At 62.2% G+C, this 18,292-nt stretch carries 14 protein-coding genes and 1 riboswitch; of the genes, 8 read left to right on the forward strand and 6 right to left on the reverse strand.

Features of this window, described 5'->3' with window-relative positions; translation table 11 throughout:
- Position 1: 1 nt before the first annotated feature.
- The 4 genes from FE851_RS17040 to FE851_RS17055 form a co-directional block, all read right to left on the reverse strand.
- Positions 2–2,587 (reverse strand): TonB-dependent receptor, encoded by a 2,586-nt coding sequence (locus tag FE851_RS17040; RefSeq protein ID WP_145205024.1) that lies wholly within the window; start codon positions 2,585–2,587, stop codon positions 2–4.
- An 89-nt stretch (positions 2,588–2,676) separates the two neighbouring features.
- The gene (locus tag FE851_RS17045) at positions 2,677–3,615 is read right to left on the reverse strand and encodes an AraC family transcriptional regulator (protein WP_107124575.1); all 939 of its coding nucleotides are present in this window, start codon (positions 3,613–3,615) and stop codon (positions 2,677–2,679) included.
- 147 nt (positions 3,616–3,762) lie between these two features.
- On the reverse strand, positions 3,763–4,179 hold the full coding sequence (locus tag FE851_RS17050) for a hypothetical protein (protein ID WP_145205027.1): 417 nt from the start codon (positions 4,177–4,179) through the stop codon (positions 3,763–3,765).
- Positions 4,176–5,645 carry an aldehyde dehydrogenase gene (locus FE851_RS17055; protein ID WP_145205031.1) on the reverse strand — a complete coding sequence of 490 codons (1,470 nt, stop codon included), beginning with the start codon at positions 5,643–5,645 and terminating at the stop codon, positions 4,176–4,178. Before FE851_RS17055 ends, FE851_RS17050 begins: the two co-directional genes overlap by 4 nt.
- A 182-nt stretch (positions 5,646–5,827) precedes the next feature.
- Here FE851_RS17055 and FE851_RS17060 point away from each other — a divergent pair, with 182 nt between their 5' ends.
- The gene (locus tag FE851_RS17060; RefSeq protein ID WP_145205034.1) at positions 5,828–7,066 is read left to right on the forward strand and encodes an MFS transporter; all 1,239 of its coding nucleotides are present in this window, start codon (positions 5,828–5,830) and stop codon (positions 7,064–7,066) included.
- On the opposite strand, the gene FE851_RS17065 is transcribed toward FE851_RS17060, so the two are convergent.
- The gene (locus FE851_RS17065) at positions 7,063–8,238 is read right to left on the reverse strand and encodes a carbohydrate porin (RefSeq protein ID WP_261371031.1); all 1,176 of its coding nucleotides are present in this window, start codon (positions 8,236–8,238) and stop codon (positions 7,063–7,065) included. The two genes, FE851_RS17060 and FE851_RS17065, sit on opposite strands and share 4 nt — an antisense overlap.
- A gap of 190 nt (positions 8,239–8,428) precedes the next feature.
- Positions 8,429–8,556, forward strand: a riboswitch (TPP riboswitch).
- Between FE851_RS17065 and FE851_RS17070 the strand changes: the two genes are divergently transcribed.
- The 3 genes from FE851_RS17070 (at position 8,547) to FE851_RS17080 (ending at position 13,537) form a co-directional block, all read left to right on the forward strand.
- Positions 8,547–10,691, forward strand: coding sequence for a TonB-dependent receptor (locus FE851_RS17070; protein ID WP_261371032.1), 2,145 nt, complete (start codon positions 8,547–8,549; stop codon positions 10,689–10,691). Its footprint overlaps the riboswitch before it by 10 nt.
- A gap of 14 nt (positions 10,692–10,705) precedes the next feature.
- Entirely contained in the window at positions 10,706–11,368 is a 663-nt protein-coding gene (tenA, locus tag FE851_RS17075; RefSeq protein ID WP_261371033.1) for a thiaminase II, read from the forward strand.
- A gap of 144 nt (positions 11,369–11,512) precedes the next feature.
- Entirely contained in the window at positions 11,513–13,537 is a 2,025-nt protein-coding gene (locus FE851_RS17080) for a M3 family metallopeptidase (RefSeq protein WP_145205042.1), read from the forward strand.
- 91 nt (positions 13,538–13,628) lie between these two features.
- Here FE851_RS17080 and FE851_RS17085 read toward each other — a convergent pair whose 3' ends face one another.
- Entirely contained in the window at positions 13,629–14,558 is a 930-nt protein-coding gene (locus FE851_RS17085) for a LysR family transcriptional regulator (protein WP_107124567.1), read from the reverse strand.
- A 160-nt stretch (positions 14,559–14,718) separates the two neighbouring features.
- Here FE851_RS17085 and FE851_RS17090 point away from each other — a divergent pair, with 160 nt between their 5' ends.
- From FE851_RS17090 to FE851_RS17105, 4 genes are read left to right on the forward strand one after another with little or no spacing between them, the layout of a single operon-like run.
- Entirely contained in the window at positions 14,719–16,020 is a 1,302-nt protein-coding gene (locus FE851_RS17090) for a cation:dicarboxylate symporter family transporter (protein WP_181316711.1), read from the forward strand.
- Positions 16,017–16,577 (forward strand): carboxymuconolactone decarboxylase family protein, encoded by a 561-nt coding sequence (locus tag FE851_RS17095; RefSeq protein ID WP_145205045.1) that lies wholly within the window; start codon positions 16,017–16,019, stop codon positions 16,575–16,577. The genes FE851_RS17090 and FE851_RS17095 overlap by 4 nt, the downstream gene beginning before the upstream one ends.
- A gap of 11 nt (positions 16,578–16,588) precedes the next feature.
- Positions 16,589–17,407 (forward strand): SDR family NAD(P)-dependent oxidoreductase, encoded by an 819-nt coding sequence (locus FE851_RS17100; RefSeq protein WP_107124564.1) that lies wholly within the window; start codon positions 16,589–16,591, stop codon positions 17,405–17,407.
- On the forward strand, positions 17,407–18,270 hold the full coding sequence (locus tag FE851_RS17105; RefSeq protein ID WP_222422963.1) for an amidohydrolase family protein: 864 nt from the start codon (positions 17,407–17,409) through the stop codon (positions 18,268–18,270). Before FE851_RS17100 ends, FE851_RS17105 begins: the two co-directional genes overlap by 1 nt.
- Positions 18,271–18,292 lie beyond the last annotated feature (22 nt).

Here is an 18,292-nt window from a genome sequence, read left to right on the forward strand (position 1 = left end):
ATCAGAATTCGAACCCGAAGCGAACATACCATTCGCGGGGGCGGTTATAGCTGCCAAAGATAGCCCCCGCCGCGATGTTCGACCCGCCGGATGTCAGGAAGCGCTTGTCCGTGAGGTTGGTGCCGCCCGCCGTCAGCGACCAGTGGCCGTCGGGTTCGCGATAGCTGATCGAGGCGTTTACGATGTCGGTCGATACACGCTTGAGCAGCAAGGTCCGCTGCGTATCGTTCCACGCGCTGGACGTATAGGTCCAGTCCGCCAGCAGCACGACCGATCCGCCATTGCCCAGCGTCGCTTCATAACGCGGGCTGAGATTGACCTTCCATTTGGGCGTTTTGGGGAGAGCCTCGCCCACCAAAGTGCCCGCCTGGAAGGGGTTGGCCCCGCCGACCGCGGCAGCCCCTGCCGACACCGACGTATATTGGGCGTCGATATAGCCGATCGCGCCGTTGATCGTCAGGCCATCGACAGGCGCCGCAACCATTTCCAGTTCGAACCCGCGAATACGCGCGTCGCCCGCATTGGCAATGGTTGGCGACGTGCCGATCTGAATATTGAGCTGAATGTCGCGATATTTGGTGGAGAACAACGCCGCATTGAGTTGCAGATGGCGGTCGAGCAGCGTCGACTTGATGCCCGCTTCCCAGGTCGTCGCCTTTTCCTCGTTAAAGTCGGGTGCGACATTGCCCTGCGGGTTGGTGAGGCGCGTGGTCCAGCCACCCGTCTTATACCCCTTCGACCAGCTGCCATAGAGCATGACATCTTCCGACGGGTGAAGCTGCACCCCAACCTTGGGCGAAAAATCGCTGAATTTCTTGCGATTGACGCCCGGCGTATAGACGCGCACCGGGTTGGTCGGATCAGGATAGCTCAATCCCACCTGGCATGGGATCGGCGCCAGCGGAAACGGGCCGCCGGGGAAGATATTGCCATTGGCGTCGGCGCAGCCAAACAGCTTGTAGTTAAACCCGTTCAGTTCCTGCTGCCCGCCTTCGAACCGCTTGCGTTCATTGGTGTAGCGCCCGCCGATGGTGATGCCGATCAGGTCGATGGGCCGATAGTCGATCTGGCCGAAGAAGGCGTAATTTTTGGTGCTTAACTGGTTGGGGCCATCGACCTGCACCAGACCTTCGCCAAAGGTCACATAGTCATGCAGGTCGCCCGCTTCCTTGAAATAATAGGCCCCCAACACATAGCGCAGCTTTTCATCGAACGCATTGCCGAGCAGCTGGAATTCCTGGCTGAATTGCCACTGATTCATGGTGAAGCTGAGTTGCAGGAAGTTGAGCGGCGATCCGTCGGCATCCAGCCCTGCGTTCCAGTGCAATTCACGATAGGCCGTGATCGATTTGAGCGCGATATTGTCGGCCAGATCGAAGTCGACAATGCCGCTCAACCCCCAGCTTTCCAGATTGGAATAGCTGTTGCCGCTGGCGTAGCTGCGGTCCTTGTTGGCAATCAGGTAGCGGCTATCCCAGGGTAGCCGGTCATTCGCCGGGTTGCCATCGACATTCGCGCTGGCAACGCTGGCCAGCTGGAATTGCGGATTGAACTGGGTGCCTGATACGCCGCACAGCGCCTGGGCGTTGCGCGCCGCAATTTCCGCGCCCGTGCTGCCGATGCAGAAATTATACAGGCCGGCAAACAGGAAGCCGGTAGTCCCGGTCGGGTCGAAGGCCGTACCGGGCAGGTTGGTCGTGCCAGCGAAATTGCCGGGTACGAATTCAGCCGTGCCGATCAGCTTGTTGGCGGACGTCCCCTTGTCCTTGCTATAGTCGCCGGAGAAGGTCGCCCGCACAGCGCCGCCATTGTCCCAGCGCAGCTTTCCGCGCAGGTTCCAATTGTCGTTGGCCCCTTCCTTGTTGGCGCTGTCATAGCCAGCGGCGGAAAAAGCGGTGAAGGGGGGCGCATTATTGGCGCGCTGGTCCGGATAGCGCAGGCGCTTAAGGAACCCGTCGCGCGACTTGATGCCAAAGGTCAAGGCAGAGCTGAGGCCATCGGTGACGGGGACGGTTACCGATCCGCGCGCCTGGAACAGATTGTAGCTGCCCACCGTCACATCGCCCTTCGCCTTGAACGCGTTGCCCGGATCGGCAGTCACGATGGAGATCGCGCCGCCGATCGTGTTGCGACCAAACAGCGTCCCTTGCGGCCCCTTGAGGATTTCAACCCGCTCGACGTCCAGCAAATCCTGGTTCGCGCCGACGGTACGGGCGAGATAGACGCCGTCCAGATAGATGCCGACGCCGGGATCGATGTTGAAGGCGAAATCGTCCGAGCCGATGCCGCGAATATAGGCGGACAGCACGGCGGTGGAGCCGGAGAAGGGCGTGCCTGCGTCCAGATTGACGTTGGGGGTGATAGCCGAGAGCTGCGCCACGCTGCCGACGGCCCGTTCCTGCAAGGATTCAGAGGTGAAGGCCGAAATGGCGATCGGCACGTCCTGCACATTTTCCGCGCGTTTCTGCGCGGTTACGACGATTTCGGCGATGCCGCCGCTTTGTTCGGCATCCTGCGCCATTGCTGGTGTTACGACCAGTGCGCTGGACGCCATCAGCATCGCAATCATGGACTTGCCCATCTTCATCTCCCCTGGAACATCGCGCCTGTATCGGCGGCTTGATGTCCTGATAGGCGCTATGGAGGCAAAGGTCTTGGATTCAGACGAACCTGGGATCAGGACGCAAGCGAACGCCCGTTGCTGCTGCGCCATTGGCTCGGCGCGACGCCGAAATGCTTGCGAAAACAGCGGGTGAAGAAGGCGGAATCGTTAAAACCGACTTCGAACGCTACGTCGGTAATCGTGCGCCCGTCGTCGCAAGCCAGCAACGCGGCCGCGCGTTCGAGGCGTCGCACGGTGATGAAGGCGGTCGGCGTCAGCCCGACCTGACGGACGAAATTTTTCTGCACGGCGCGCGGCGACAGGTTCAGCGCCTGGCCGATCAGTGCCGTGCCGAGATCGGGATTGCCCAGATGCTCCAGCGCATATTCAATCGGCGAGCGCAGCTGATGGATGGATGGCCTTTCCAATGTGCTGCGACGGCACATCATCTGCGCCGCATCGGCCAGCAATATCCCGGCATCGTCATCCAGATGATCAAACTGGTCGCGCTGCGACCACAGGCCGTGGAGCATATGGGCCATGAACAGGACATGGGGGTTGGTGGACGGCAACAGGCAACCATGCCAGTCGCGCCCCGCAATATCATCGCCCATCATCGCAACCGGTATTTGCAGGATCAGGCAGTCGTTATACTGCGAAATGTCGATGGAATAGGGGTGGCGGTCATCGGCGATCACGATGTCGCCCACGCGGGCAATACTGCTGCGATCGCCGTGCAGCATGGTCACCGACCCGCGATGGAGCAGATGGAGCAGCAGATGCCGTTCCTCTCCATCGGTCGCGATCCGGCTGACCTGCGCCCGTTCGCTGCGTGCCCGCGCCAGCCCCACGCCGCCCAGCGACCAGCGCGCCAGATCCGCCTTGATGCCTTCGGGCGCGTGCGCGGTCATGCCAGGGAAGGCTTCGGCAACGACCTCTCGCCAGAAACGCTGGCGACGCGGTGGCGGCACCAGCCGGGTGGAAAAACGCTCGACCGCGCTCAGCGGACGCACTCCACACGATCTAGAACATCATGAGCCATGCCCTGCATCCCTCTCTTTGCCCACCGCGACGCTATTGCTGGTCGTCAGCGAGTCATCCCACAGGGTGAAAAGTATCCCAAGCATACGAAACTGGCAATATGGCCGATATATCACAGGCTACCAACGCAGCAGGCCGATCAATTCCCTGCGCCATGGCCAGAGCAGGAAGGCGTTGAGCAATAGCGTGACAATGCCGAACGCATATTCGACTACGCCCGGATCCAGCACGAAATTCCAGTAACCGATCACGACATTGAGCGGCACGCTGGCCAGCGCGGCAGGCAATACCGCGCGGTTCGCCAGCACCAGCAGCGCCACGATTACCTCCATGATCTTGATCCAGGCGAACAAGCCGCTGTGGATCAGCGCCAGGGTGAATTCCTGCGCCAGCGGCGTGTTGCCCAGCGGCTGAAGATCGAAGGGGGTGAAATATTCTATCCCCGAAAACAGGAACCACCCCCCATAAATGATACGTGCGGCGGTATAGGCGGCCCCCTGCCCCCGCCCCTGCGCATCCAGCACGATTATGCTCAAAAGCCGCTGGGCGTGGCGTCGAGCAACATGGTCTTGGTTTCCAGATAGGCGTGCAGGCCTTCCACCCCGCCCTCGCGCCCTATCCCCGATTGCTTGAAGCCGCCAAAAGGCAGGCCGAACTCCATCTTCATACCATTCTGCCCGAATCCGCCTGCGCGGATGCGACGGCCGATGCGATAGGCGGCATCGGCGTCATTGGTCAGCACCGATCCGTTCAGGCCAAAGGCGCTGTCATTGGCGATGCGGATTGCATCCTCCTCATCATCGGCGGGAATGAGGCACAGCACGGGACCGAAAATTTCCTCCTGCGCGATGCGACTCTTGTTATCCACATTCGCGAACAGGGTGGGTTCAATGAAATAGCCGCTGTTCATATGGGCAGGCCGGTTGCCGCCGGTCACGAGATCGGCACTTGCGCGACCCAGCGCGACATATTCCTCCACCCGTTCCAACTGGCGCTTCATCGCCACCGGCCCAAGCTGTGTATCGGGCGCATCGCTATGGCCGATGCGGATGCCCTGCATCACCTTTGCAATGGCGTCGGCCAGTTCGTCATGACGATGGCGCGGCACGATCGCACGCGACAGCATGGCGCAAACCTGTCCGCTCATGATCGTGATGGTGTTGCCCAGAATTGCAGCGGCGACCTCTAAGGGAAAATCGTCGCGCACGATCGCTGCCGATTTGCCGCCCAGTTCCAGCGTGCAGCGCGCGACCCGCCCGGCGCAGACCTCGCCGATCCGCTTGCCCGCCAGCGTCGATCCGGTGAAAGTCACCTTGTCGATGCCGGGGTTGCGGACCAGATGGTCGGATGCGTCTCGTCCCGCCGCGACCAGATTGACCACGCCTGCGGGCACCCCTGCCGCTTCCGCCGCTTCGGCTATGATATAGGCTTCCAGCGGGGTCTCCGGCGAAGGCTTCATGATGACGGTGCAGCCTGCAACCATGGCATAGGCGACCTTGGACGACATGATGCCATAGGGTGCGTTCCAGGGCGCGATCGCGGCGACAACGCCAGCGGGTTCCTGCGCCACGATCGCCGTATGGACCTGGCTCGCCGGACGCTTTTCGACAAAGGGAAAGCTGTCGGCATAGCCTGCGATCGCCATGAATGTCGCGGTCGCACCACCAGTCATGATTGGCGCAAAGCTGGCGAGGCCACCGACCTGCGCCGTCCAGGCGGCCGACAGTTCAGGCGCGCGCTTGCCCAATTCTTCGCCCATCCGCCGCACGATCGCGCCACGCTCGGCAGGCGCCATGGTGGACCATGGGCCATCATCGAACGCCGTGCGCGCGGCAGCGACGGCGCGATCCATGTCCGCTTCGGTCCCATCGACGACGCGGGCAATAACCGCCTCGCTATTGGGCGAAACGATTTCGATCATCCGGTCAGCCGTCGATCCGACCCACGCGCCACCAATGAACAGCTTGTCGGGATGGGCGATATGGATGTTGTCGGGAACCATGGTCTATCCTCTTCCTGGCTGGCGCAGTACGCCCTTTTCAGCGGCACACTATAACGGTCGTTATTATTATCGCAACCCGTTCGCTCGTTTTTTAGCGCTTGACAGGCTGGGGTGGCGCCAACCAATTATATCATTCGTTACGATAAGCGCTGCGCAATGCCCACAGAGAGGAACGCCGATCCATGACCAGTCCGCAGGACATGGGCATAACGCCATCTTTTACCCCGCGGCTGATCCTGTCGCTGTTCCTGTGCGGGCTGGTTCTGTTCGTCGATGGCTATGATCTGGCAGCGATGCCGCTGGCGTTGCCCCATATCGCAAAGGCACTGGACATTCCGCCCGCCCGCTTCGGCTTTGCCCTTTCGGCGGTATTGCTGGGCCTGGGCGTCGGCGCGGTTTTGCTGGCGCCGCTGGGGGATCGCTTCGGCCGGCGCCGGATGATCACCCTCTCGGTCATATGTATCGGCCTGTTGACCATGGCGACGGCCAGCGGAACGAACATCGCCAGCTTCATCATATGGCGCTTGCTGACTGGCTTGGCACTGGGTGCATGCCTGCCCAACGTCACCGCGCTGGCTGCGATCTGGGCGCCGCCGGGGCGACGCGCAAGCACGTTGACGATCGTATCGCTCGGCATCTCCTTTGGCGCGATCGTCGCGGGCCTGATTGCGCCACCGCTGATCGCGCTGGGCGGTTGGCGCGCCCTGTTCCTGTTGCCGGGCGCAGCGACATTGCTGCTTGCGCTCGCCCTGTTCCTGCTATTTCCGCCCGAAAAGAAAGCAGAGCCCGGAACTGACGCCCGCGCTGTCCGCCCGCTTGCCCGCATATTGCGCAGGCCGCTGCGGTTCCCGACGATCGTTTTTGCATTACTCTATGGTATCAATGCTTTCGGCCTCTATCTTATCATCAGTTGGACGCCGACCCTGCTGCCGCAGGCGGGCTTCACGCTGGATCAGGCCGCACGATCGATCACCATCATCCAGTCGGGTGGACTGGTCATCGCTCTGGCGCTCGCCTGGCTGATTGATCGCAACCATGCCGTGCTGGCGCTTGCGGGCGCCTATGTCACGATCATCGCGGCTTTCGCCCTGCTGGCGATCCTGTCTGCCGGGACTTTGTCGACCAACTTGCTGCTGCTGGTGGCGGGCGGCGGCATTGTCGGGGTCCATCTGTGCATCATGGCGGTCGTCACCGGCGTCTTTCCGCCCGATTGCCTGGCCACTGCCATTGGCTTTGGCGTGGCAGTCGCCCGTATCGGCGCGATCGGCGGGCCGCTGGCCGGTGGCTGGCTGATCGGCAACGGCGCGGGTCCGGGGCCCTTCTTCCTGTTCGCGATCCTGCCGATGGCGCTTTGCCTGCTGATCACATTCGCCCTGCCCGCCGCACGTCGCGCTGGCCAGTCCGGATGCGATCACCCCTAGTCGATCAGGCGCGAACCAATGGCAAAGCGCAGCCCGACGACCCAGGCGTCGCGGATGGTCGGGTCAGCGCCGGGATTGTGGACATATTGCAGGTTGGGCTGCACCGTGAGCCATGGCGACAGCGGCGCACGATAGGTGATTTCGGCGACCGATTCAGTGCGCTGCGCGGCACTGCTTCGGCGATAATCGGGGGATGTGGAGGCGGTCACCACCGCCAAACCAAGTTCGTCCTCCGGCCGCCCGTTCACCGCGCCTGTCCATTTTACGCCCAGACTGGCGAACCGGTCGAACATATTGAACCGCCCGCTTGACGTCCCAAGCCGGAAGAAGCCGTCCACCTTCTCATCGCCATCGGTCATCAGCGGCATTTCCCCACGCAGATAGACCCCGGCATTGCCCCGCCCCATGCTGCCGTCCCAGGCTTCGAACGTCGCTGTGTAGCGCCAATGCCCCAGCAACAGTCGCGCGCCGGCAATCGGCACGTCGAGTTCACCGATCAGCAGCGCGCCATCGCCGTTACCCAGTTTGATCGCGGTGCGGGCCGGATGATCGGGATCGCCCGGTACCCCGTCCAATATCGCCGCGCGCACAGCCCAGCCCTCGGCCGGCTGCCATTCGACACGCGCGGCCAGCGATGTCCATGGGAAGATCGACGGACCATTGCGACCCGTCAGCGAAATATCGCTGCCGATCCCATGCGCGCTGCCGACGAAAACGCCAGCGGCGTCGAGCGCGTCAAATTCCGAGTTGAGATCATATAATCCTGCCTTCAGCGACAGGCCGGGCGCGATCGTCTGGTTGATCCAGGCTTCATATAGTCTGATCGCCCGCGTCCCCGTTTCGATATTGCTGACTGCGTGCACGTCCCCCACCGCGTTGGAAATCGACGCGCCATTATTGTAGAGGCCATAAACATGCGCCTCGGCCCCGCGCCAACCCAGCGTCGCCTCCAGATCGGCCTCCAGCACTATGTCGAGATTATCGAGATAGCGCGCGCGCCGCTTCAATCCGCCCGCTACATTGGCCATCACTTCGCCGGTATAGGTGACCTCCAGCAGCACTGGCCCCTGCGTCTCGTCAATCTCTCCCGCCGCATGGATGTGCGAATGGGGTCGCCGCGGCAACGCATCATCCGCCGCAGCGGCCAGCAATAGAAAGGGGGCGATCATCATGATGGTAAAAGGGCCGGTACGCAGGTCATAGCAACAGGAAGAATAAAGGTCGGGCTGCGGCGTCGATAACGGATGATCCTCGCCAGACGCCATAGTCGACTGAAAACCGACCCCATTTCAGCATGAATATGCGCCAGACCCTCAGCCATCGATTGACGCCCGGTGCAGGACGCCATAGGCGCACCGACAGTTTCAACCCACGGGGTGTCCTGGCGCTGTCAGGGCTGAGAGGCGGATCGGGCGCAGGGGGCGTCCAGTCTGCAAACCCGCGAACCTGATCCGGCTCACACCGGCGGAGGAATAGGGATATGCGTCTTTACGCCATTATGTCGCCTGCAATATCGATCGCACTGCTACTGGGTTCAGGCTACGCCCATGCGGACGACAGCATCGTCGTCACCGCGCGCGGCCGCGCAGAAGCCGAAATCCAGGTGCCCGACACGATCGCCGTCTATGGTCCCGCCGCCATCGCCGCGCAGCGCCTGACCACGATCGACGATTTCATCGCGGCAACGCCCGGCATCTTCATCATCAACGATCAGGATCCTGGCACCAACCTCATATCCGTGCGGGGCGTATCCACCAACCGCAGCCAATCGCCCTCCATCGCCTATATTGTCGACGGATTGGCGTTGCCCGATTCCGAACTCTTCACGCTACGCCCCTATGATCTGGCGCGGGTCGAGATTTTGAAGGGGCCGCAGGGCGCCTTGTTCGGCCGGTCGGCATCGGGCGGGGCCATCGCCATGACGACCAACGATCCCGGCCCGGACTGGGGCGGCGAAGCAGCCGTCGGGATCGGCAACGGCCTGACCTGGACCGCCGATGGTGTGCTCAACGCCCCGGTGTCGGAACAGGTGCAATTGCGCCTGGCCGGTTCCTATCGCAACAGCGACGGCTTCATCCGCAACAGCTTTCTGGACAAGAAGGTCGATGGCAGCATCAGCCGCAATCTGCGCCTGAAGGCAAAGGTTGCGCTGAACGAAACGGCGACGTTCCGCTTTCGCCTGGGCTGGGCCAATGAAGAAGGCGGGGCGGCCTATATTTCATCGGGCAATGTTACTGGCCTTTATGGCGGGCGACTGTCGGGCGCGGCACTGACCGACCCGTTCGGGGATTTTGAAGGGCGGGCATCGCGTACATGGTGGGGCGCGCAGGCCAGCTATGAACAGGAAGCGGGTGACGGGCTGCTCTTCACATGGACCGGCGGCTATGACGATTATCATAAGGATTTCGTTGAAGAACTGGATTTTCGCAACGACAAGCCATTGACGCTGTTCGGCGCACCATTGTTCCCGGATGGTATTCAACCCATCTCCCAACCTGTTGATATAAAAGCCTGGACCAGCGAAACCCGGCTGACGTCACGCGGGGATGGGCCACTGCGCTGGCATGTCGGCCTCTTCTACCAGCGGCTGGAGCGCAACCGGACCGATGATTTCGGGCCGCTGCTGTTCGGCAGCGAAGCGCTGCGCGCGGAAACCCGCTCCAGCCAGATCGGTGTTTTCGGGCAGGCGAGCTACGATATTGCGCCAAAGGTCGAAGCCACGCTGGCGCTGCGCTATGACCGCGACCGGCGCAAGGAAGATACGGTCGGTACTGTGAGTGGAACGACGGTCGCGCAACGTGCCCGGACGTTCGAGAAATGGCAGCCCAAACTGTCCCTCGCCTGGCGCCCGACCGATCATCTGACCGCCTATGTCACCGGCGCGATCGGTTTCAAGGCGGGCGGTTTCAACCCCCTGCCCGGCCCGACCGATGTATGGCAGGCCGTGTTCCCGGCCGAAACCACCCGCTCGGTCGAGGCGGGCGTCAAGGGTGAGAGCGCGGATGGGCGTATCCGCCTGTCGCTTGCGGGCTTCATCACTGACTATGACAATTTCCAGAACACCGTGTTTCTTGGCAATTCGGTCGTCCTGTCGGTGCCACAGGTCGATGTCCACGGGATCGAAGCTTCGGCGCAGGCGGCGCTGGGCGCGGGCTTCAGCCTGGATAGCGGGCTGGCCTGGACCCACAGCCGCACCGGCACCTATTTCACGCCCAACCCCACGCCAGAACCGGGTGAACCCGCTATCCTGGACATGAGCGGCAAGCGCACCCCCAACGCGCCGGACTGGACCATCAACAGCGGTATTGGCTGGCAGGGCGCGGCCGGACCTGCGACTGTCAATGTTCGGCTTAGTGTCGCCTATGTCTCTCGCGTCGATTTCGAGATCGACAATATCCTCCATTCACCTGGCTACACCTCGGTTGATGGGCGTATAGGCGTCAGCCACGGGGCATGGACGTTCGACCTTTGGGCCAAGAACCTGCTCGACAAGCGCTGGGCGATCTCGGCTTTTGGCCAGCAGCAATTGCCGCTACTGCTGGGCCTTGGCCCTGATGGACCGTTCGACAGTTTCACCATCAACACCGGCCGCCAATTTGGCGCCAGCGCATCCGTGCGCTTTTGACGAAGGACATGGCGATGGGCTTTTGCGATCAGATCTGGGCAGACGTCGCCCCGTTGCGGCAGGCTATCCTGGCCCATCCATTCCTGACCGCGCTGGCAGACGGAACATTGCCACGCGATAGCTTCCAACATTATATCGTGCAGGACAGCCTCTATCTGGCTGAATATGCCCGCACATTGGCGATCGCCGCGGCCCGCGCGCCCAGTGCCGCAGGGCGGCTGGAATTTTCCGACGGCGCGAAAGTTGCGGTGCAGGTTGAAGAAGCGCTGCATCAGGCCTTCTTCGCTCAGTTCGGCATCAGTGCAACCACAGCGCAGGGTGCCGAGCCGACCCCCTCCTGCCTTGGCTATACCAGCTATCTCGCCAGCCTGGCCGCGACCCGCAGCTATGAGGAATTGGTTGCTGGCATCCTGCCCTGTTTCTGGGTCTATTGGGAAGTCGGCTGCGCCGTCAAGCCGCGCGCCGTCAGCCCCAACCCCTATGCGCCATGGATCGAGACCTATGCCGATCCCGGTTTTGGCGCGGCGACCGACCGGGTTCGCGCGCTGGTGGACGAAGCGGCCGCCGCCACGACTCCGGCGGTGCGCGACACCATGGCCCGCGCCTTCCGCAACGCGACCCGTTATGAGTGGATGTTCTGGGATTCGGCCTGGCGGCTGGAAAGCTGGCCGGTCTGATCCGCCAATAGTCCGTTGGCCCAAGCGGGGGTGCATGGCCCATTCGGGCGTCCGGCATATCGCGGCGGATGGAATGGGCGTTCGCCTCGATCAAGCGAGTGGATGCGGGCAGACAGGGCATATTGCCCTGTGTAAAGAAGCGTCATGACACAGACGAACCCCCTGCTCGATTCCGGCCTGCACCCGCGTTTTGGCGACATTCGGCCCGACCACATCCTGCCCGCTGTCGAAACGGCGATTGCCGATCATCGCGCGGCGATGCGGCGCTGTGCCAGCGCGCAAGGCTATGACGCGATCTTTCTGGCCAAGGATCGCGCCGATGCCGCCCTGTCGCGGGTATGGCAGACCGTGTCCCATCTGGTCGGGGTCGCGAACACCCCCGAACTGCGCGCGGCGCATGGCGACGCGCAACCGATGATCGACAGCTATTTTGCCGAAGTCGGGCAGGATCGCGCGCTCTATGACGCGCTGGCCGCCATCCCGCGCGACGGGCTGGACGAAGCGCAGGCACGCGCGCTAGCGCTGACATTGCAAGGGTTTGAGCTGTCTGGCGTGGGCCTGGACGGCGCGGAGCGGGAGGCCTTTGCCGCCAACAGCGTGGCACAGGGACGTTTGGCGACCGAATTTGCCAATGCGGTCATGGACGCGACCGAAGCCTGGACGCTGCACATCACCGACCCCGCCCGACTGGCAGGCGTGCCGGAAAGTGACCGCAACGCCATGGCCCGTACGGCGGAGGCGAAGGGCCTGGATGGCTGGTTGGTCGATCTTCACGCGCCGTCGGTGCGCGCGATTACCGGCTTTGCCGACGATCGCGATCTACGGCACACCGTTTATGAGGCCTATGGCACCCGCGCCTCCGATCAGGGGCCTCATGCCGGGCAGTTCGACAATAGCGACCGGATTACACAGTTGCTGGCGTTGCGGCAGGCGGCGGCGGGGCTGTTGGGCTATGCCGACCCTGTCGCCTTGTCGCTCTCCACCAAAATGGCGCGCGATGGTGAAGAAGTCGATGCATTTCTGGTCGATCTTGCCCGGCGCGCCCGCCCCCATGCGGAGCGGGAACTGGCCGAACTGGCGAAATTTGCGCAGGCGCAGCTGGGTATCGACCGGTTGGAGCCTTGGGATATCGCCTATGCGACCGAGCGAATGCGGCGCGCGGTCCACGCCCTGGACGAGGCGGAGATTCGCGCACATCTGCCACTCGCGCGTATATTGGATGGCCTCTTTGCGCTGGTCACCGAACTGTACGGGGTGGACATCCGACCAGCCGACGGCGCGCCGGTCTGGCATGAGGATGTGCGCTATTTCACCGTGCATGATGCCGATGGCGTACCGATAGCCGCGCTCTATTGCGATCTGTTCGCTCGCGCTGGCAAGCGTGGCGGAGCATGGATGGACGTGTGTCGCCCACGCTTGCGCGAAGCCGAGACGGTGCACATTCCCATCGCCTATCTGGTGTGCAATTTCGCCAGCGGCAGCGCGGATCGCCCGGCGCATCTGACCCATCAGGAAATGGTGACCCTGTTCCACGAAATGGGCCATTGCCTCCATCATCTGCTGACGCAGGTGGATGTGCCATCGGTCGGTGGCATATCCGGCGTCGAATGGGACGCGGTGGAACTGCCCAGCCAGTTCATGGAGAATTTCGCCTGGGAACCCGCAATGTTGCGGCGCGTGTCCGCGCATGAGGAAAGCGGCCTGCCACTGGACGAAGCCATGATCGCAAGGATGCTGGCGGCGCGGCGTTTCATGGGCGCGGTGGCGCTGCTGCGGCAGGTCGAATTTGCCCTGTTCGATCTGCGCCTGCACCAGTCGGCGGCGCAAGAGGATGGCCCGACAGTACAAGAGATTGTCGCTGCCGTGCGCCAGGATGTGGCAGTGATCCACCCTCCGGCATGGCATCGCTTCTCGCACAGTTTCAGCCATATTTTTGCAGGCGGTTATGCCGCTGGCTATTACAGCTATTTGTGGGCCGAACGCCTGTCCGCTGACGCCTTTGAAGCCTTTGCCGAAGATAAGGCGGATCGCGCCGCGCTGGGCGGCCTGTTTCGCGACCATGTTCTGGCGCGCGGCGGATCGCGCCCGGCAATCGACAATTTCGTTGCCTTCCGGGGACGTCAACCCGATTCCGCCGCCCTGCTGCGCGCGCTGGGACTAGCGGCGTAAGGCTTGGGGCAGGCTTCTGGCTTTGACGATGCCAGTGTCCGGTTAGCGGCAAATAGTCGATGCCGTCGGAACTCTGGATCGCCTTGTTGCTCTAATGCCTGCCCAGCCATTTCGCCGTGCGAGACCAGGGGCCGCTGGACACCAGCGTCTTCAATTCCGATGTCAGCATCTCTACCCAGCTTTGCACCAGAATGCTGTCGCGCAGATCCCGCAACGTCGCCAGACCGACTTGCGATCGCAATATTGGCCGCTCTATGCGGTGCGCCGTCACCAGACCTTCGGCCATGGCTGTTTGCAAAGAGAGTTCCGCAGTGATCGAGTAGCCCAGGCCTTCGCGCACCAACTGCCTGGTCAAGGCCACGCTATCGACTTCGAGCACCACGCGCAGCTTTGTGCTGTGCTGGATTGCAGTCTGCTCTATCAGCCTGCGATTGCTGTGCGGCATGGCGGGCAGGATCAGGGGAAGTTCCGCCAGTTCGCTAAAGCGCAGGGTGCGCGGGGTCTCATGCGGCGGAGCGACCAGCGCCATGGGTTCGCTGAACAACGGAATGATGTCGAAGGCTTCGAGCAACGGTTGGTTGTAGACGACTGCGGCCTGCACGCTGCCGTCCAGCAACCATGTCTGCAATGACGTGCTCAAACCCTCCCTTACATAAAGGGTCGCCTTCGGCCATCGCTCGCGAAACCGTCGGATCAACGCCGGTCCGATTGCATGTCCGATCGCGGGCGTGAGCCCGACCGCCAAGCGCCCGCGTTCCTGCGCATCGTCATCGCGCACGACGTCGGCGGTTTCGTGCAGGTAATGGAGCATGATTTCGGCGCGATCGAGCAATCGGGCGCCAGCCGGCGTCAAAGCGACGCCGCGGCCGTGCCGAACGAACAGCGCGACCTTCAATTCCTCCTCAAGCCGCGCGACCTGGCGACTGAGAGCCGGTTGAGCAACTCTCAACTCCTCGGCCGCCCGGCTGAAGCTCCCCGTGTGGGCGACCATTCTGAAGGTACGAAGTTCGCGAAAATCCATTCAATCCATACAGCAGAATGTATGAGCTATGTCGATATGGCATATCAAAGTATAAAAAAAAGGTTTTTGATCTAGCTGGCCGGTCTGCGTTACATCGTTGGATGCAATAAGGGCTGTGCCGTACTCCGGCGCGGCACAAGAAAACCGAGGGGCCAGCACTTTGCCGAAACTGCATGTTCAGGTTCTGATTGCGCTAGCCTGCGCCGTGGTCCTGGGACTCGTTGCCCCGGATCTTGCGGTCGCCATGAAGCCCTTGGGTCAAGCGTTCATCGCCCTGCTCAAGATGATGCTCGCGCCGATCATCTTTCTGACGCTGGTACATGGACTGACCCATGTGTCCGACATGCGCAAGCTTGGTCGGATGGGTTTGAAATCACTGGTATATTTCGAAGTTGTCAGCACGGTTGCGATGATCGTCGGCATGATGATGGTCAACATATTTGCGCCGGGCGTGGGCCTTCATGCCGCCGATCTCGCCGAACCTGAAGCCGCCGTCGCGGCCGGCGGGGTAGATACTGTCGGCTTTCTGCTGAATATCATTCCCCACACCCTCGTCGATGCCTTTGCCAAGGGGGACATCCTGCAGGTGCTGTTGGTATCGCTCCTCGCAGGAATGGCCATCAACCGCGTGTGCGGGCCAGATTCACTCACTGTACGCGGGATTGAAGAAGCCCAGGCGATCCTCTTCAAGATGCTGTCATTTCTGATGAAGTTGGCTCCGCTGGGCGCCTTCGGAGCGATGGCTGCCGCCGTGGGCGGCAACGGCGGTATCACGCTATATTATCTGCTGAAGCTGATTGCCGTCTATTATGCGGCATCCTTTCTGTTCGTCTTCATTGTCCTTGCCGCAATCAGCCGGGCCATCGGACTTCCCTTCTTCGCCATCCTTCGGCTGATCCGCGACGAGATACTCCTGGTCTTCGGCACCGCGTCCGGAGAGGTCGTCTTTCCGCGATTGCTCGAAAAACTGAAGCGCGCCGGATGTGATGACGTGGTCGTCGGTTTCGTCCTGCCAGCAGGCTACAGCTTCAACCTCGACGGCACATCAATCTATATGGCCGTGGCCATAGGCTTCATCGCGCAGGCAACCGATACGCCGTTCGGCCTGTGGCAGCAGATAGGCCTTCTGGCGATCCTAAGCCTGACCTCCAAAGGTGGCACGACCGTGGCCGGTGGGGCGTTCATCAAACTGGCCGCGACGCTTCAATCGGTCCGCTCCCTGCCACTCGGCGGACTTGGCCTGCTGTTCGGCATCGACCGGATCATGGCAACGGCCACAGCGCTCACCAACATCGTCGGCAATACAGTCGCAGTCTTCGCGATCGCGCGCTGGGAAGGTGCATTCGATTCCGAAGCCTTCGTTCGCGCAACAGGGCAGAGGGCCGGGCGCAGTTTGTTACCGGCACCCCCTGCACCGATCATATCGGATAAGTCTGCCGCATCGGAAGGACCGGTCGCATGAACCGCCTGGCCCCCATCGTTCCTGCACACCTGTCCGACGACCAGCGCAAGGTCTACGACGCCATCGCCAGTGGCCCGCGTGGCGGCGTTCGCGGCCCGCTGGCGATCTGGCTGCATCGGCCTGAACTGGCGCAGGCCGCCCAGGCGCTTGGCCGCTATTGTCGTTATGACAGCAGCGTGCCGGCGCGCCTGTCCGAACTCGCGATCCTGCTCCTGGGGCGCCACTGGCTGGCGGAATATGAGTGGGCGGCACATCGGCCCTTTGCCGTCAAGGCGGGTCTTTCCGATGCTGTGATAGATGCGATCCGCGATGGCGAGGAGCCGCCTTTCGCGCGTGAGGATGAGCGGCTCGTCTATGATTTTGTCCGCCAACTGCATGCCGAACGCCAGGTCGACGACGAGCTCTACAAGGCTCTGGTCGCAGCCATAGGTGAGTTGGCCGTCGTCGATCTGGTTGGAATAGCTGGATATTACACGCTCATTTCCATGACCATCAAGGTGTTCGAAGTGCCGCCGCCTGCCGGTGTCGCGCCCGAATTGCCATCATCCATTTCGTGAACGGAGTCCTTGTGCCCGAAGATCTGATTTCCAATGACCGTTTGCGCGACAAGGTGGCCATCGTCACCGGCGCGGGCTGCGTCGGTCCCGGCTGGGGCAACGGTCGCGCCGTCGCCGTGTTGTTCGCGCTTGCCGGCGCCAAAGTGTTTGCCGTCGACCGGAACGAAGCGGCGATGGAAGAAACGCTCCGCCGCATTCGCGACGCTGGTGGCGAAGTGTGCGCATATGCCTGCGACATTACCGACAGTGCTTCTGTCGCGGAAATGGTGGCTGCATGCGTGGATGCATATGGTCGTGTCGATATACTTGTTAACAATGTTGGCGGCTCCGCTGCTGGCGGGGCGGCTGCATTGTCCGAAGAAAGCTGGGACGCGCAGATCGATCTCAATCTCAAGAGCGTGTTCCTGACCTGCAAGCATGTCCTGCCAGAGCTTGAAAAAGCTGGCGGCGGCGCAATCGTGAACACGGCCTCCACGTCGGGCATTCGGTTCACCGGCTCGCCGCAGGTTGCCTATGCCGCGACAAAGGCCGGCGTCATTCAGTTCGGCCGGGTTACAGCAGTGGAATATGCCCCCAAAGGCATTCGCGTGAATACGGTCGTGCCCGGCCAGCTTCACACGCCCATGGTCGAAGCACGTCTGGCAGGTCAGCGTAGCGGCGGCAATGTGGACGCGCTGCTCGCCTCCCGTCTCAAGCGCATACCTTTGGGCTTCATGGGCGACGGACGCGATACGGCCTATGCCGCCCTTTACCTTGCAAGCGATGAGGCGCGTTTCGTTACAGGCACCGAAATCGTCGTCGATGGCGGCATGACAGCGCGGTGCGACTGATGATGATCGAAGCTGCCACCAGCACGACCTGCAAGACGCCGGCACCCGCGCTTCCAGTCGGCGCCTGGGATTGCCATGCGCATGTCTACGGCCCGTTTGATCGTTACCCGCTTGCGGCGGATGCAGCCTATCAACCCACCGAAGCGACATTTTCCTCTCTCCGCGCGCTTCATGCGAAGCTTGGGATCGAGCGTGGCGTGCTGGTGCAGGCCGTCCCCTATGGCCGCGATCACTCGGTGATCCTCGATGCCATTGCCGCGAGCGAAGGTCATTATTGCGGCGTGGCGCTGATCGATGACGAGATCAGCGAGGATGAATTGCTGGCGCTGCATGCCGGTGGCATTCGCGGCGTGCGCTTCAACCTGATGAGCCATTTGCGCGCGCCAAGCGATCCGGTGCGATATGTCGATCTGGCAAGCCGTGTTGCGCCGCTGGGGTGGCATGTGCTGGTACATGGTCAGGGCACGCAGGCCCTGTCGCTGGTGGACAACCTCGCAAAGATCGACGTCGCGGTCGTGATCGATCATATGGCCCGGCCGGACTTGACTGAAGCTATGGGCGACGCGAGCGATGCTGCGCTGCTGGCTGCGCTCGCGTCGCCCAATGTCTGGATCAAGCTATCGGGCGTTGACCGCGCCATGGGAGGCAAGGCTGGTCCCTGGAACCGTGCCGTCGAATATACCCTGCGGCTATTGGAGGCAGCACCTGACCGCGCGATCTGGGGCAGCGACTGGCCCCATCCAAATGTTTCGGGGCCAGTGCCTGACGATGCGCAGTTGCTGGCCTTCGCGCTGGCGGTTTGCAACTCCACCGAAACGGCCCAAGCCCTTTTCGTCGACAATCCCGCGCGGTTGTACGCGTGATGCGCGGTCTGGCTTCCTCATC

It is taken from the genome of Sphingobium sp. B2, assembly GCF_007693735.1.
Lineage (GTDB): Bacteria > Pseudomonadota > Alphaproteobacteria > Sphingomonadales > Sphingomonadaceae > Sphingobium > Sphingobium xenophagum.

Excerpts from the sequence above, each read along its gene's own strand:
- FE851_RS17065 (WP_261371031.1), bottom strand. The coding sequence starts at position 8,238 with ATGATGATCGCCCCCTTTCTATTGCTGGCCGCTGCGGCGGATGATGCG.
- FE851_RS17055 (WP_145205031.1), bottom strand. The coding sequence starts at position 5,645 with ATGGTTCCCGACAACATCCATATCGCCCATCCCGACAAGCTGTTCATT.
- FE851_RS17085 (WP_107124567.1), bottom strand. The coding sequence starts at position 14,558 with ATGGATTTTCGCGAACTTCGTACCTTCAGAATGGTCGCCCACACGGGG.
- FE851_RS17080 (WP_145205042.1), top strand. The coding sequence starts at position 11,513 with ATGACACAGACGAACCCCCTGCTCGATTCCGGCCTGCACCCGCGTTTT.
- FE851_RS17060 (WP_145205034.1), top strand. The coding sequence starts at position 5,828 with ATGACCAGTCCGCAGGACATGGGCATAACGCCATCTTTTACCCCGCGG.
- tenA (WP_261371033.1), top strand. The coding sequence starts at position 10,706 with ATGGGCTTTTGCGATCAGATCTGGGCAGACGTCGCCCCGTTGCGGCAG.
- FE851_RS17095 (WP_145205045.1), top strand. The coding sequence starts at position 16,017 with ATGAACCGCCTGGCCCCCATCGTTCCTGCACACCTGTCCGACGACCAG.
- FE851_RS17070 (WP_261371032.1), top strand. The coding sequence starts at position 8,547 with ATGCGTCTTTACGCCATTATGTCGCCTGCAATATCGATCGCACTGCTA.
- FE851_RS17040 (WP_145205024.1), bottom strand. The coding sequence starts at position 2,587 with ATGAAGATGGGCAAGTCCATGATTGCGATGCTGATGGCGTCCAGCGCA.
- FE851_RS17105 (WP_222422963.1), top strand. The coding sequence starts at position 17,407 with ATGATGATCGAAGCTGCCACCAGCACGACCTGCAAGACGCCGGCACCC.